The sequence below is a fragment of the Streptomyces sp. NPDC004542 genome (assembly GCF_040610035.1).
Taxonomy (GTDB): domain Bacteria; phylum Actinomycetota; class Actinomycetes; order Streptomycetales; family Streptomycetaceae; genus Streptomyces.
Window position 1 is genome coordinate 54230 of the sequence record NZ_JBEXLP010000037.1, and the last position, 15747, is coordinate 69976.

The 15747-nt window shown below is 74.7% G+C and carries 10 protein-coding genes; 7 read left to right on the forward strand and 3 right to left on the reverse strand.

Annotation, left to right across the window (positions count from 1 at the left end; translation table 11 throughout):
- Positions 1 to 49: 49 nt before the first annotated feature.
- Complete coding sequence (locus ABZX30_RS21165; RefSeq protein WP_355935502.1) at positions 50 to 1918, reverse strand: NAD-binding protein; 1869 nt, start codon at positions 1916 to 1918, stop codon at positions 50 to 52.
- 185 nt (positions 1919 to 2103) lie between these two features.
- On the opposite strand from ABZX30_RS21165, the gene ABZX30_RS21170 reads away from it, so the two are divergent.
- Together ABZX30_RS21170 and ABZX30_RS21175 are read left to right on the forward strand one after the other, a co-directional pair.
- On the forward strand, positions 2104 to 3141 hold the full coding sequence (locus ABZX30_RS21170) for a permease (protein ID WP_355935504.1): 1038 nt from the start codon (positions 2104 to 2106) through the stop codon (positions 3139 to 3141).
- Positions 3138 to 3914 carry a TIGR03943 family protein gene (locus ABZX30_RS21175; protein ID WP_355935506.1) on the forward strand — a complete coding sequence of 259 codons (777 nt, stop codon included), beginning with the start codon at positions 3138 to 3140 and terminating at the stop codon, positions 3912 to 3914. Before ABZX30_RS21170 ends, ABZX30_RS21175 begins: the two co-directional genes overlap by 4 nt.
- 85 nt (positions 3915 to 3999) lie before the next feature.
- On the opposite strand, the gene ABZX30_RS21180 is transcribed toward ABZX30_RS21175, so the two are convergent.
- Positions 4000 to 4257: a hypothetical protein gene (locus ABZX30_RS21180; protein ID WP_355935507.1), complete on the reverse strand. Its 258-nt coding sequence runs from the start codon at positions 4255 to 4257 to the stop codon at positions 4000 to 4002.
- Positions 4258 to 4296: 39 nt separating this feature from the next.
- The gene (locus ABZX30_RS21185) at positions 4297 to 5355 is read right to left on the reverse strand and encodes a helix-turn-helix domain-containing protein (RefSeq protein WP_355935508.1); all 1059 of its coding nucleotides are present in this window, start codon (positions 5353 to 5355) and stop codon (positions 4297 to 4299) included.
- A gap of 260 nt (positions 5356 to 5615) precedes the next feature.
- On the opposite strand from ABZX30_RS21185, the gene ABZX30_RS21190 reads away from it, so the two are divergent.
- The 5 genes from ABZX30_RS21190 to ABZX30_RS21210 all read left to right on the forward strand — a co-directional run bounded on the left by ABZX30_RS21190 (position 5616) and on the right by ABZX30_RS21210 (position 15053).
- Positions 5616 to 6287, forward strand: coding sequence for a hypothetical protein (locus ABZX30_RS21190; protein ID WP_355935510.1), 672 nt, complete (start codon positions 5616 to 5618; stop codon positions 6285 to 6287).
- A gap of 219 nt (positions 6288 to 6506) precedes the next feature.
- Positions 6507 to 8585, forward strand: a complete 2079-nt coding sequence (locus ABZX30_RS21195; protein WP_355935511.1) for a flotillin family protein — start codon at positions 6507 to 6509, stop codon at positions 8583 to 8585.
- Between the two features lie 80 nt (positions 8586 to 8665).
- Positions 8666 to 13519: a DNA repair ATPase gene (locus ABZX30_RS21200; RefSeq protein WP_355935513.1), complete on the forward strand. Its 4854-nt coding sequence runs from the start codon at positions 8666 to 8668 to the stop codon at positions 13517 to 13519.
- Positions 13520 to 13584: 65 nt separating this feature from the next.
- Entirely contained in the window at positions 13585 to 14607 is a 1023-nt protein-coding gene (locus ABZX30_RS21205) for an alcohol dehydrogenase catalytic domain-containing protein (RefSeq protein ID WP_355935514.1), read from the forward strand.
- A 71-nt stretch (positions 14608 to 14678) separates the two neighbouring features.
- Positions 14679 to 15053 (forward strand): hypothetical protein, encoded by a 375-nt coding sequence (locus ABZX30_RS21210; RefSeq protein ID WP_355935515.1) that lies wholly within the window; start codon positions 14679 to 14681, stop codon positions 15051 to 15053.
- Positions 15054 to 15747: the final 694 nt, after the last annotated feature.

Here is a 15747-nt window from a genome sequence, read left to right on the forward strand (position 1 = left end):
GGTGCCGGTAACACCGGGGCCGGTAAGGCCGGCCCCTGCGGGCGCCCGCTCAGCCCACCGTCCCCGGTGGCCGGGCGGGCGCCCCGTGCCGTCCCAGCAGTTCCGCCAGTCCCCGCCGGGTGGCCGCGAGCAGCACCCGGTCCTCCGCCCGCAGCACGTACCCCTCGTGCGCGTCCGGCCGCCCCTCCAGCGCCAGGACCCGCCAGGCCCCGGCCCGGAACGCCGCCTCGACGGTCCGCCCCTCCAGCTGCGGATGCCCGCGCACGTCCACCACCGCGAACAGCAGCACCCGCCGCTCCACGGGGATCGCCCCGAGGATCTGACGCCCGAGCATCGACCCCGCGAAGGCGGGCGCGGCCAGGTGGGTCACGCTCCGGCTCCGGGTCTGCGCCCGGGGGTGCGCGGCCCGCAGGGTGCGGTACACGGCGGTCGCGAAGTCGTCGTCGTACAGCCGCAGCACCACCCGCAGGTCCGGCCGCACGGACCGGGCGTACAGCACCGCCTCCAGGTTGGTGGTGTCCGCGCTGGTCACCGCCAGCAGGGCGTGCGCGCGGTGGATCTTGGCGGCCTCCAGGACGCCTTCCTGCGTCACGTCGCCCAGCACCACCGGCACCCGCAGCCGCCGGGCCGTGGCCAGCCCGCGCGCCTCCGGGTCGGACTCCACGCACACCACCGGGATGTGCAGCTCCCGCAGCCGCGTCAGCACCCGGGTGCCGATCTTGCCCAGGCCCAGCAGCACCACGTGCCCGCCCAGCCCGCGCGGCGGTTTGCGTAAGCCGGACGCGGTCCGGAAGGTGCCCAGCGCCTCGAGGACCGCGGCCAGCAGCACGGGCAGCAGCAACAGTCCCACCAGCCCGGACAGCAGCTGGAGGAGCTGCCGGCCGAGGGACGTGCCGAGGGCCGGGTCGTCGATCGCGAACATGTCCAGCAGCGTCAGGTACAACGCGCCGAGCGGATGGATCCCGGTCACCACCGACAGGGCGACCGCCAGCGCCACCACACACCCCGCCATCCCGGCCAGCGACCACCGCAGCCGCCGCGAGAACAGCGAGGCGAACGGCGGTACGCCGCCGACCCCGCGCCCCGCCGTCAGCTGCTCCCCGGCGGAGTACGACACCTGCTCCAGCACCACCGCCCCGCGCCCGGTGGCGTCCCGCACCTCCGCCGGATCGGGCAGCAGCCGCGGCCCCTGCTCGCCGCTGCCCTCGGACCCGTCCGCCCCGGCCGGATCGCCGCTGGTCGCCGACAGCAGCGCCAGCGTGCACAGCCCGGGGTCGGTGACCTGCCCGGGCCGCGGGGGCGGCCGCTCCACCGCGCGCAGCAGCAGCCCGTCGGTCTGCACGACCTTGCTGGTGCCGGCGACCGCGGTGGCGGCCAGCGCGGGCGCGGCGGTGTCGGCGTCGGACAGCACGACCGTGGACGCGTCACCGGCGGCGGCATCGCTCCCGGCCAACGCGGCCGCCTGGTCGAGGAGTTCCTCGATGTGCTGCCCCAACCGCCGGTTGTACAGCCTGAGGACGAGCCGCAGCCGTGGGTTGAGGCGCCGGGCGGTGAGCGCGGCACGGATGTTGGTCTCGTCGTCCTCGTACACGAGGGCCAGTGCGACCGCCCGCTCCACACCGGCCTCGGCGAGCACAGCCTCGCCGGGTTCGGCGGCCTCCAGCAGCCGCTCGTGCCGCGGTGGTTCGGCCCCGTCACCGACGCCGTCGCCGCCCGGGGCCGCGGCCCCGCGCCCCACCGCGGCGTTCACCACCCGGTCCAGCAGCGCCGCCGCCGACGCGGCCCGCGCCCGCCCGACGACCGGTGGACGCGCCGTGCGCTCGTCCGGCGGGACGACGAGCGTCACCTGCTCCCCGTACACCCCGCGCAACTCGGCGGCCAGCCGGTGCGCGAGCCCGTCGTCCCCGCACACGACCATGTGCGCGGGCGCACCTCTGTGCCCACCCTGATACGGAACGCTCGCCACGAGGGAGAAGACTGCCCCAACGCGACGGGTGGTTCCAGCGATCAGCTGAACACCGGGTGCCCGCGTGCCGTACGGAAGGGGAGGTGACAACGCACCCAGATCGCGGACCAGCGCCCGTACGCGGAGGTACCCCACCCGTGGCCATCACCGAAGAAGCCCCGCCCGGGCGGGTCCCCCGGGACGCCGACGCGCCGCCCACCGCCGGGAAGCGGCCGGACCGGGACGGCTGGCACCTCGACTCGCCGCTCGCCCTGGTCCTGCTGCTGGTCCTGGTGGTGGTCCTCCAGGACCCGGTCCGCGGGGCGCTGTCGGCGCCGGTGATGCAGAGCTGGATGACGGTGTTCGTGGCGGTGGTCGTCCAGGCCCTGCCCTTCCTCGCCCTCGGCGTCCTGCTGTCGGCGGCGATCGCGGTGTTCGTCCCGCCCACCTTCTTCGCCCGGGCCCTGCCCGGCCGGCCCGCTCTCGCCGTGCCGGTGGCCGGGCTGGCGGGCGCGGTGCTGCCGGGCTGCGAGTGCGCGTCGGTGCCCGTGGCCGGGGCGCTGGTCCGGCGCGGGGTCACCCCCGCCGCGGCGATCGCGTTCCTGCTCTCCGCCCCGGCGATCAACCCGATCGTCCTGACCGCCACCGCCGTCGCGTTCCCGCGGAACCCCGAGATGGTGCTGGGCCGCTTCGCCGCGAGCCTGCTGGTGGCGTGCGCGATGGGCTGGCTGTGGCAGCGCGTCGGCCGCACCGACTGGATCCGGCCGCCCGCGCACGCCGCGCACGAGGGGCAGAGCAAGGCCGAGGCCTTCTGGGACTCCGTCCGGCACGACCTGGTGCACGCCGGGGGCTTCCTGGTGCTCGGCGCGATGGCCGCGGCGACGCTCAAGGCGGTGGCCCCGGCGAGCTGGCTGCGCACCGCCGCCGGCAACCCGGCGGTCTCGGTCCTGGCCCTCGCGGTACTCGCCGTCCTGCTGTCGATCTGCTCGGAGGCGGACGCGTTCGTGGCGGCCTCGCTCACCCAGTTCTCGCTCACGGCCAAGCTGGCGTTCCTGGTCGTCGGCCCGATGATCGACCTGAAACTGTTCGCGATGCAGGCGGGCACCTTCGGCCGGGGCTTCGCCCTGCGCTTCGCGCCCGCCACCTTCGCCCTCGCCATCGCGGGCGCGGTGCTGACCGGGGCGGTGCTGCTGTGAACCGGCAGGCCCAGGCGGCGGTCCTGTTCCTGACCGGCGCGGCCCTGCTGCACGCGGGCCTCACCGACCTCTATCTGCGCTACGTGAAGGCGGGCCTGCGGCCGCTGGTGCTGACGGCGGGAGCGCTGCTGGTCGTGACGGCGCTGACGACGGCCTGGTACGAGTGGAGACACGGCCGCCGCGAGCCGTCCGCCGGCAAGGCCGCACCCGAGGCCGACGGCCACGGCACGGACCACGGCCACGGCGCGGACCACGGCCACGCGCACCCCGAGCCGCGCATCTCCTGGCTGCTGATCCTCCCCCTCCTCGCCCTCATCCTGGTCGCCCCGCCCGCCCTGGGTTCCTACAGCGCGATGCGCACCGGTACCGCCCTGCAGAAGCCGTACGGCTACCTGGCCCTGCCCGCCGGGAACCCGGTGCCGATCAACCTGGTCGACTACGCGGGGCGCGCGGTCTACGACCACGGCCGCTCCCTCGGCGACCGCCAGGTGCGCGTCACCGGGTTCGTCGCCCTGGACCGCACCGGCACCCCGTACCTGGTCCGGATGGCCCTCAACTGCTGTGCCGCCGACGCCCAGCCGGTGAAGATCGCCCTGACGGGGAAGATCCCGCCGGTCCTGCGACCGGACAGCTGGCTGGAGGTGACGGGCACGTACACGTCCCGGCAGGTCAAGGACCCGGTCAACGACGGGCCCATCCCGTTCCTGAAGGTGACCGCCGCCCGCCCGGTGCCGACGCCGCACGACCCGTACGACGAAACCTGGAACAACTGACAACTGGCAACGGGCAACTGGCAACCGGCAGCCGGCAACTGACAGCCGGCAGCCGGCAGCCGGCAGCCGGTACCGGGCCCGACGCTCACCGGCCGGCCGCGCCGCCCCGGCCCGCGGCGCCGTCCTCGGTCCCGCGGTCGAAGTCGTACGGCCCGCCGCCGCGCCATTCGATCAGTTCGGGATCGTCGACGGCCTGGTCTTCGGCGGGCAGCCCGGCGCGGTGCACGAGGTCCAGCACGTCGAACAGGTCGTACGCCGTCCCCACGCGCTCACCGCGCACCGTCACCTGCCGCCCACCGTCCGCGGCCGGCGGCAGCACCACCACAGGAGGACCCGTACTCATGCCACCACCATGCGCCCGGCGCGCGCAAAACGCAGCACGTCACAGCTGCCTGGCCGGCCAGTCCAGCAGCCGGGCGCCGATCACCGCCGTCTGCAGCGTGTAGCGGTGGGCGGGGTCGGCCGGGTCGGCGCCGGTGAGGCGGTGGATGCGTTCCAGCCGGTAGGTCAGGGCACGCACGCTCAGCGAGAGCCGGCGGGCGGCCTCCGCCGCCACACAGCCGCAGTCGAAATAGGCCGTCAGGGTGTCCAGGAGCGGCTGGGCGCCGCCCCGGGCGGTGGTGAGCGGTTCCAGGGCGGCCCGCACCAGGTCGGCCATCGCCTGCCGGTCGCGGGTGAGGACGGGGTAGACGAGCAGGTCGGCGGCGCGCAGCACCGGGTCCTCCAGGTGCAGCCGCTCGGCCAGCTCCAGCGTGTTGAGGGCCTCCTCGTACGACTGGACGACCCCGCCGGCGCCGGGCTGCGGGCGGCCGATGGCGACCCGGCCGCCGTCCGTGGCCGCGTACACCTGCTTGGCGAAGTGGGTGAGGATCTCCTCCTGGTCGCCGGGGGCGACGCACAGCATCCGGCCGCCCTTGGTGGTGAGCAGGATGCTGCGGTCGCCGAACCGGGCGATGAGCGCGCGTTCCACCCGCCGGGGGACCGGACCGCCCTCGTCGTACGCGGCCGGCCCCTGCGCGACGGCGACCGCGTGGGTCTGGGACAGGCGCAGCCCGAAGCGTTCGGCGCGTTCGGCGAGGCGGCCCAGGTCGCTGCGGCCGTACAGGAGGTCGTCGATGAACTCCCGGCGGGCGGCCTCCTCCTGGCGTACGGCGTGCCGCTGGGCGCGTTCGAAGCCCTCGGCGAAGGCGTCGACGGCCTGCTCCACGGCGGCCAGGGCGCTGTCGGCCGAGCCGGGGCCGCCGGGCCAGGCGGCGCGGGCGGCGGCCAGATGGGCCCGGACCAGGGCGCGCAGTCCGTGGCCGGCCTCGGCGGCCTGTTCGCCCAGGGCACGGCGGGCCTCGATCTCGTCCCGGGTCAGGCGCCGCCCGGTGGCGGAGACGTCCGCCAGCAGCCCGGCGTACCCCCGCAGATACCCGTCGGGTGTCCCGTACTCCGCCACGTCGCCCCCCGGTCCTGACGCGCCGGTGACGGCTTCCTGACGGCCCCCGGCACGCTGACCCTAGTGAAGACTGCCGGAAACCGGCAATGCGCCGGGGTGCGCGGGGCGGGCACCATGACCCGCGGGGAGCACTGCGGACGGTCCCGATGCCGGAGCCCGGCAATCGGCGAGTTCCGGTACCGGGACCTCGGTCCGCCGCCCCCGAGACGTGCCGGGCCGTCGTACAGCGCGTACGGCGGGAGACAGCGGGGGTGGGGACCATGGGGGCGTTTCTCGCGGTCGCCGCGGGCTTTCCCACCATCCTGTTCACCTCGGCCCTCGTGGTGGTCGTCGTCTTCTGGCTGCTGGCCGCCGTCGGCGCGGCCGACGCGCACGGTTTCCACGCGCCCGGCCTCCACGGCCACGGTGACGGGGCCGGCGACGTCTGGGGGATGGGCGGGGTGCCGGTGACGGTGTCCTTCTCGCTGCTGACCGTGACCGGCTGGTTCCTGAGCCTCAGCGCGACCGTCCTGCTGGCCCCGCTCACCCGCTCGGCGCTCGTCAGGGCGCCGGTGAGCGTGGCGGTGCTGGCCGGGTCCGTGCTGGTCGCCTGGCGGCTGACCCGGCTGCTCGTACGGCCCCTGCACCGGCTCTTCCCCGCGGAGCGCGGGCCGTCCCGGCAGGACTTCATCGGCCTGACCTGCACCGTCCGCACCGGATGGGTGGACTGCCGCTTCGGTCAGGCCGAGGTCAGGGCGGCGGACGGCTCCAGCGCGCTGGTCCAGGTCCGCCAGATGGGCGGGGAGTCCCTCACCCACGGCAGTGCCGGCCTGCTGTACTCCTACGACGAGGCCGGCGAGTTCTTCTGGGTCGGGTCCTGCCCGCCCCTGGACACTCTGCCGGACCTCTCCGAGGCGCCTCCCGATCCGGCCCCGCAGGGACCGCCCGGCTGAGCCACGCGGGTGCACGCGGCCGCGCCGCCCGCAGGGATGCGTGCCCGGAGCCCGGCCCGGCCCCGGAGCCCGGCCCGGCCCCGGAGCCCGGCCCGGCCCCGGAGCCCGGCCCGGCCCCGGCGCGGGGCCCTCGCCCCGGGCCGCCGAGGTTCCCGTCCCGAGGGCCCGCGTCGCCCTCTGCCAACGTCCGCCCCTTCTCATCCTTCGAGGATTTATGTCATGAACACGATTACCGTGGGCATCGGTGTGCTCGTCGCCGTCGTCCTGCTCATCGCGCTCACCCTGCTGCTGGTGGTCAGCCGGCTGTTCCGCAAGGTGGAGCAGGGCCGGGCGCTGATCATCTCCAAGACCAAGAAGGTCGACGTCACCTTCACCGGGGCCGTCGTGCTGCCGGTGCTGCACAAGGCCGAGTACATGGACATCTCGGTGAAGACCATCGAGATCCGCCGCACCGGCCGCGAGGGCCTGATCTGCCGGGACAACATCCGTGCCGACATCCACATCAGCTTCTTCGTACGGGTCAACAAGACCGTCGAGGACGTCATCAAGGTCGCCCAGGCGATCGGCACCCACACCGCGAGCGACCCGGCCGCGATCCAGGGCTTCTTCGCGGCGAAGTTCTCCGAGGCCCTCAAGACCGTCGGCAAGCAGCTGGACTTCGTCGACCTCTACACCAAGCGCGAGGAGTTCCGGGACCGGATCATCCAGGTCATCGGCACCGACCTCAACGGCTACCACCTCGACGACGCGGCCATCGACTTCCTCGAGCAGACCCCGATGGCCCAGCTGGACGCCGCCAACATCCTCGACGCCCAGGGCATCCGGAAGATCACCGAGCTGACCACGGTCGAGCACGTCCGCACCAACGAGTTCCAGCGCACCGAGCAGAAGGAGATCACCCGGCAGAACGTCGAGGCCCGGGAGACCATCCTGGAGCTCGAGCGCCGCCAGGCCGAGGCGGAGATCAAACAGCGCCGCGAGGTGGAGACCCTGCGCGCCCGGGAGGAGGCGGTCACCGCCCGGGTGCAGGAGGAGGAACGCCTGGGCGCGCAGACCGCGTTCATCCGTACCGAGGAACAGCTCGGCGTGCAGCGCGAGAACCAGGCCCGCGAGATCGCCGTCGCCCAGAAGAACCGTGAGCGGGTCATCGCCGTGGAGAACGAGCGGATCGAGAAGGACCGGCTCCTCGAGGTCATCGCGCGGGAGCGGGAGACCGCCCTGTCCGGGATCGCCCGGGACAAGGAGGTCGAGGCCGAGCGGCGGGAGGTCGCGGACGTCGTCCGGGAGCGGATCGCCGTCGACCGCACGGTCGCAGAGCAGGAGGAGGCCATCAAGAAGCTGCGGGTGGTGGAGGAGGCCGAGCGCGGCCGGCAGTCCGTTGTGATCGCCGCCGAGGCCGAGGCGCAGGAGAAGCTGGTCAAGGACATCAAGGCGGCCGAGGCCGCGGAGGCCGCCGCCAAGCACCGCGCGGCCGAACAACTGACCCTGGCCGAGGCCCGGCTGAAGTCCGCCGACCTCGACGCCCGGGCCAGGCTGCGGCTCGCCGAGGGCGTGCAGGCCGAGGCCGCCGCCGAAGGCCTCGCGGCCGTGCAGGTCCGTGACAAGGAGGCCGAGGTCACCGAGAAGTCCGGCCGTGCCGAGGCGGTGGCCACCGAGGCCCGGATGCGTGCCGAGGCGGAGGGCACCGAGGCCCGGATGCGGGCGGAGGCCGAGGGCGCGCGGGCCCAGGCGCTCGCGGAGGCCACCGGTATCGGCGAGAAGCTGAAGGCGGAGGCGGAGGGCCTGGGCCAGAAGGCGGCCGCGATGGCGGCCCTGGACGACGCCTCCCGCGGGCACGAGGAGTACCGGCTGCGGCTGCAGGCGGAGAAGGAGATCCGGCTCGCGGACATCGACGTACGGCGGCAGGTCGCCGAGGCACAGGCCACGGTCCTCGCCACCGGCCTGGAGAACGCCGACATCGACATCGTCGGCGGTGACTCCGTCTTCTTCGACCGCCTCGTCTCCTCGGTCTCGCTCGGCAAGAGCTTCGACGGCTTCGCCGAGAACTCCCGGACGGCGCAGGCGCTCGCCAAGCCCTGGCTGGACGGCACGTCCAGCTTCACCGACGACCTGAGCCGCGTCCTCGGCTCGGTCTCGACGGCCGACGTGCAGAACCTGACCGTCTCCGCGCTGCTGCTCAAGCTCATGAACACCGGTGCCGGCGAATCCGACGCGATGCGCCAACTCCTCGACAAGGCAGGCGAGCTGGGCCTCGCCGACACGCCGCTCGCCGCACTGAACGGCAGCGCGGGGCACTGACCTGCCGACGGGTCCTCGAGCCGCCGCACAGGGGACGGCGGCTCGAGGACCCCACCTCTGACGACTCCCTGCGAGGAACCATGACCACCGGCCAGACCACCGGCCCCACCACCGGCCCGGACGCCGGTACGTACGAGGTGCTGCGCGACCGGCTCGCCGCCCAGGCCGCCGAACTCGCCCGCCGCGCCGAGGCGCTCAACACCCGCCGCGCCGAGGAGTTCGGCTCGCCGCGGCTGGAGCTCACCGGCACCGGGCACCTGCGCACCGAGCACGGCCGCGTGGCCCGCGACCTCGTCCGCGTCGGCGACGCCCTGCTCCTCGGCTGCCAGGCCCCACCGGGCGCCCCGCCGGAGGACGGCGTCCTCGCCCTGTACGACCGCGCCCTGAACCGGCTGCCCGACGACGCGGTGCCCGGCCTGCTCGACGACCCGGACTTCGTCCGCGAGCTGGCCGCCCTGCACCGCTACTACCGCGATGCCCGGCTGCTCCGCCTGCGCCACGTCGACGGCCGGCTGCTCGCCGTCTTCCGGACCGGCGAACGGGCCGACGACATCCGCGTCCTGCGCTGGTCCCTGCCCGACCGCGGACAGGTGGCCTTCCTCGACGCGCACGGCGAACGCGACGACGTCCTCCCCCCGGCGCACGACTTCGCGTGGACCGAGGCCACCCGCGACGACCACGCCCTCGGCCGTCACCCGCACGTACGTGTCCAGGGCGAGGTGTTCGTCTCCACGGTCGGCGGCCACCTCACCGTCAAGACCGAGGACGACACCGAGTCGGGGGAGGGCGTCCACTCCGAGCCGGTCGACGAGCCGCTGCAGTCCCTGGCCGACGCGGACATCGCGTCCGCGCGCGTGGGCGCCCTGATCCTGCTGCGGATCCGGCCGTACAAGGAGGAGACCGACCGCCACCTGGTCTTCAACACCCTCACCCGGACCGTCGTACGGCTGGACGGCATCGGGCAGTCGTGCCGTCGGCTGCCCGAGGACCAGGGGATCGTCTTCCCCGGCGGCTACTGCCTCGCCACGGGCGCGTACAAGACCTTCGACACGGACACCGAGGGGCTGGAGTTCGAACGGGAGGTGCGCTCGCCCCACGGCGAGGACGTGCTGTTCGCGTACCGGGCGCGGATGACGGGGCACAGCCTGCTGCTGCCGTACAACCTGGTCCGCAAGGAGGTCGCGGCCCCGCTGACCTGCCAGGGCTGGGCGCTGTTCGACGACGGCACGCTGGTCGCGCTGCGCGCGGACCCCGCGGGAGCCGGCGCCGGGCCGGCCCGCGTGCACCCGGTACGGCTGTGGAGCACCCCGTACGTCTCCGACACCCACGCCGCCGCCCACCCCACCGGCAGCGGCCCGCTCGCCCGCGTCGGCAACGCCGACCTCGTGCGGGGCATCTCCGACTGCCTGTCCCTGCGGACCGCGGCCGACCGGATGACGCCGACCACCGAGGTGTACGAGGCACTCGTCGCCGACTGCGTCCGCGCCGCCGACACCCACCACTGGCTCGGCGACCCCGGGCTCGGCGATCTGCGCACCCCGCTGGACGCGGTCCGGGCCACCGCCGAGCAGGTGCTGGCCGAGTTCGAGACGGTCCAGGCGCTCACCCGGCAGGCCGCCGACGCCCTCGACGAGACCGCCGGCCGCATCGCCGCACTCGTACGGCGACTGCGCGGCGAAGCCCCCCGCGACGCCGCCGGCTGGATCGGCGGACTCACCGAACTGCGCCGCGCCCAGGGCCACCTGCTCACCCTGAAGGACCTGCGGTACGCGGACACCGCCCGCATCGACGCGCTGGCCGCCGACACCGGGGCGGACCTCGCCGCCTTCGGGCAGCGGGCCGTCGCCGCGCTGGCCCGCGAGGACGCCTTCGCCGGCTACCACCGGGACGTCGAGGCCCTCGCCGCCGAGGCCGGCGCCCTGACCACGGTCGCCGCCGCCGCACCCCTCGCCGCCCGCGTCGAGGACCTCACCGGACACCTGCGCACCATCACCGAGGTCGTCGCCGGACTCGACATCGGCGACGCCACGGTCCGCACGTCCGTCCTGGAACGCGTCGCCGAGGTACTGGGCGGCGTCAACCGCGCCCGCGCCGGACTCGACGCCCGCCGCCGTGCGCTCCTCGACCAGGAGGGCCGCGCCGAGTTCGCCGCCGAACTCGCCCTCCTCGCCCAGTCGGTCACGGGCGCGCTCGCGGCCGCGGCCGACCCCCGCTCCTGCGACGACCAACTCGCCCTGCTGCTGGTACGGCTGGAGCGGCTGGAGGCCCGCTTCACCGACTTCGACGACTTCCTGACCGAACTCGCGGACCGGCGCGCCGAGATCCACGACACCTTCGCCGCCCGGAAACAGAACCTCGCCGACGAGCGTGCCCGCCGCGCCGAACGGCTCGCCGCCTCCGCCCGCCGGATCCTCGCCACCGTGACCCGCCGGGCCGGCACCCTCGCCGACGCCGACGCGGTCAGCGCGTACTTCGCCTCCGACCCGATGGTCGCGAGGATCCGCCGCACGGCCGAGGAACTCGGCGGCCTCGGCGAGCAGGTCCGGGCCGAGGAGCTGACCGGTCTGCTCACGGCCGCCCGCCAGGAGGCCGCCCGCGCCCTGCGCGACCGCACCGACCTGTACGCCGACGGCGGCCGCACCCTCCGCCTGGGCCGCCACCGCTTCGCCGTCAACACCGAGCCCTTCGAACTCACCCTGGTCCCGCACGGCGACGACGGCCTGGCCTTCGCCGTCACCGGCACCGACTACCGCCGGCCGGTGACCGACCCCGGCTTCGCGGACACCCGCCCCTACTGGAACCGCCCCCTGCCCTCGGAGTCCCCCGAGGTCTACCGCGCCGAGCACCTCGCGGCCCGGCTGCTCGACGAACCCGGCCCGGCCGCTCTCGCCGCGGCGGACGACCTGGCCGGGCTGGTCCGCCGGGCGGCGCAGGAGTCGTACGACGAGGGCTACGAACGCGGCGTCCACGACCACGACGCCACCGCCCTGCTCACCGCGCTGCTCCCGCTGCACGAGGCCGCGGGCCCGCTCCGCCACCGGCCCGCCGCCCGCGCCGCCGCCCAGCTGTTCTGGGCGCACGCCACCACCGCCGAGGCCCGGCTCGGCTGGACGCGGCGGGCGGTGTCGCTGGCCCGGGCCCGGGAGACCTTCGGGCTCGCCCCCGCCATCGCCGACCTGTGCTGCGAACTCGCCGCCGAGGTGGGCGCGCCCGCGGCGGCGTACCTCTTCGACGAGCTGACGACCGGCCCGGAGGGCTTCGTCGTCACCGCGGCCACCCGCGCCTTCCTGGACACGTTCCGCCGGGCGGTGGGCACGTCCGCGTACGAGGACGACCTCGCCGCCCTCACCGCCCCCGAGGACCTGCCCGCCCGCCGCCAACTGGTCGAGACCTGGCTGTCGGCCTACGCCTGGTCCGCCGGAGCGGACCTCACCCCGGACGACCTGGCCGAGGCGGTGGCCGCCGAACTCTGCCCCGGCCTCACCCGGTACGAGTCGGACGCGCGGCTGACGGCGACGGTCGAGGGACTGCTGGGCAGCCACCCGCGCCTCACCGGCGGCCGGCTCACCCTGCGCGTCGACGAGTTCCTGGCCCGCACGGGGGAGTTCCGCGCGCATTCCGTGCCCGGCCACCGCGCCTACCAGCGGCGGCGGACAGCGCTGGTGGAGGCGGAGCGGGCCCGACTCCGCCTGGACGACCACCGGCCGCGCGTGATGCCGGCGTTCGTCCGCAACCGCCTCGTCGACGAGGTCTACCTGCCGCTCATCGGCGACAGCCTGGCCAAGCAGCTCGGCACCACGGGGGAGGGCGGCCGGCCGAGCACCGGCGGTCTGCTGCTGCTCCTCTCCCCGCCCGGCTACGGCAAGACGACCCTCATGGAGTACGTCGCCGACCGGCTGGGCCTGGTCCTGGTCAAGGTCGACGGCCCGGCCCTCGGCCACGCGGTCACGTCCCTGGACCCGGCCGAGGCCCCCGACGCGACGGCCCGCCACGAGGTGGAGAAGATCAACTTCGCGCTGGCGGCGGGCGGCAACACGCTGCTGTACCTGGACGACATCCAGCACACCTCACCCGGACTCCTCCAGAAGTTCGTCCCGTTGTGCGACTCCACGCGCCGCGTGGACGGCGTGCGGGACGGCCTGCCGCACACCTACGACCTGCGCGGCAAACGCTTCGCCGTCTGCATGGCCGGCAACCCCTACACCGAGTCCGGCACCCGCTTCCACGTCCCGGACATGCTCGCCAACCGCGCCGACGTGTGGAACCTGGGCGACGTCCTCACCGGCAAGGAGGACCGGTTCGCGCTGAGCTTCGTCGAGAACGCCCTGACGGCCAACCCGGTCCTGGCCCCCCTCGCGGGCCGCGACCGGGCCGACCTCGACCTGCTGATCCGCCTCGCCGAGGGCGACCCCACGGCCCGGGCGGACCGGCTGCTCCAGCCCTGCCCGCCCGCCGAACTGGACCGGATCCTGGCGGTGCTGCGCCACCTGCTCACGGCCCGGGAGACGGTGCTTGCCGTGAACGCGGCGTACATCGCGTCCGCCACCCGGACCGACCCGGGCCGCGGTGAGCCGCCCTTCCGGCTCCAGGGCTCGTACCGCAACATGAACAAGATCGCCCAGCGGGTGCGGCCGGTGATGAACGGGGCGGAGCTGGCCGCCGTCGTCGACGACCACTACCGGGCGGAGGCACAGGCCCTCGCCTCCGGGGCCGAGGCCGGTCTGCTCCGGCTGGCGCGGATCCAGGGCCGGATGAGTCCCGAACAGGCGGCGCGCTGGGAGGAGGTGAAGGAAGCCCACGCCCGGACCGGCACCGCCGGCCCCCCGGACGCCGACCTCACCCGTGCCGTCGCGGCACTCGCCCTCCTCGCGGACCGGCTGGCCGCCGTGGAATCGGCGATCGACCGCGCCACCGAGCCCCGCCGACGCGCGTGAACCGGCCGGGGCTGGTCTGATGGTGCAGGGGCCGTCCTTCCGCATCCGCACCCCGGGAGCCCACGATGAGTACCCATCGCGTCGCGCAGGTGGCCGAGGCCGACGGCCGTTTCGAGATCGTCGAGCGTGAGCTGCCGGAGCCGGGCCCGCGCCAGGTACGGATCGCCGTGGAGGCCTGCGGTGTCTGCCACAGCGATTCCATGTTCGTGTCCGCGGCGGTGCCGGGGATCCGCTTCCCGTTGGTCCCCGGCCACGAGATCGCCGGGCGCGTCGACGGGACCGGCCCGGGAGCGGACGACATCTGGCAGGTGGGCGACCGGGTGGCGGTGGGCTGGTTCGGCGGCAGCTGCGGCCACTGCACCCCCTGCCGCCAGGGCGACTTCATCATGTGCCAGAACCTGAAGGTCCCCGGCTGGGCGTACGACGGGGGCTTCGCCGAGCACGTGATCGCCCCGGTGGACGCCCTGGCCCGCATCCCCGACGCCCTCTCGGCCGCCGACGCGGCACCCCTGGCCTGTGCCGGCATCACGGTCTTCAACGGGCTGCGGCGCAGCCCGGCACGCCCCGGCGACCTGGTCGCCGTACTGGGCATCGGCGGTCTGGGCCACCTGGGCGTGAGGTACGCGGCGGCCATGGGCTTCGAGACCGTGTCCGTCGCCCGCGGCGCCGACAAGGCGGACTTCGCCAAGCGGCTCGGCGCCCACCACTACGTCGACAGCACCGCGGACACCCCCGTCGCGGACGCCCTGCGGTCCCTCGGCGGCGCCCGGGTGGTGCTCGCCACCGCCGCGAACTCCGACGCGATCACGGCGACCCTGGACGGCCTCGGCCACCGGGGCGAGCTGGTGGTCGTCGGCGCGCCCGCCGAGCCCATGCGGATCAGCCCCGGCCAGCTCATCATGAGCGGCAGGGTCGTGCGCGGCCACGCGTCCGGCACCGCCCAGGACATCGAGGACACCATGGCCTTCAGCGCCCTGCACGCCATCCGCCCGATGATCGAGCCCGTCCCCCTGGACCAGGCCGACGCGGCCTACCGGCGGATGATGTCCGGCGCGGCCCGTTTCCGGATGGTGCTCACCATGGCGTGAGGGCCGCGCCCAGACGCGCGAGGATGGAAAGAGGCACATCCATACCGACTCGAAGGAGAGGAGGAGACGGGATGACCACCGCAGCTCAGACCGTGCTCGAGCCCACCGCTCGGGTACGGGCCCAGAAGGGGCAGCAGCAGACCTGGAGCACCCCGGGCACGCGCGCGACCACAGGACGTTCACAGGCTCCGCAGGCCTCGCGGACTCCGCAGGAGCGGACCGAGGAGACGCATCCTGACGGCGCGGGCCTCCACCTGCGTACCCGTACGTTCCGCCCTCCGGTACCGATCCCCTACCTCAGCAGGGAGGAACTGCCCGCCCGGGACCTGGCCTTCTACGGTGGCCTGGGCGTACTCACCGTGGCCGGGGCCCTCGAGTGGCCGGTCGCCCTGGCCATCGGCGGAGCCACCTGGCTGCTGCGCGGCAAGCGGAAGGAACAACACTGAGCAACGCTGAGCAACGCTGAGGCGTGACGCGGGCAGCACCGTCACGGAGCGGCGCCCGGCGGTACCCACCGCCGGCCGCCGCGCTCTCACGCCGGTTCCAGTCCCGCCGGGCGCCGAGATCGACACGCTGTCGCGCCGGGTGCTGCCGTGCCGTCGCATCGGGCGTTGCCGCTGCCGCTGCCGGGGTCGCGCCGCCGACCCCACCCTCTTGGTGATCATGGACTCCAGCTGCTGCCGCTGGATCGCGGGGTCGGGCGTGGCGCTGAGCTCCGTCGGGCAGTGCGGGCACAGCTGGCGCAGCCTCTTCTCGATCAGGGGTCCGTCGAACTGCCCGAACCGGGAGGCTCCGCCGCCCGGGAGCAGCACTCCGACGCTGAGGCTCCCGTCACCGGGCCCCGCGCCCCCACCGCAGGCCCCGGTCAGCACCAGGCCGGCGGCGGCCACGAGCGCCATGGAGGCGCGGGCGAGGCCGCTGCGTCTCACGGCCGGAAGGCGGACACCGAGACCCATCGTCGAATCCTCAGAAAGTCCGTCCCATCCGTGCCATATTGCCCCGAAGTGGGCGGCTCAAGCCAAGCGTGGGACGCGCTCCCCGCGAACCGGTCGGGGTACACCGCGTCCTTCGCCGGAACGAGCTGCTACGCCGCGTCCTCCGCGACGGCGCCGCTGACGTTCGTCCCCTACCCGCTCCTTC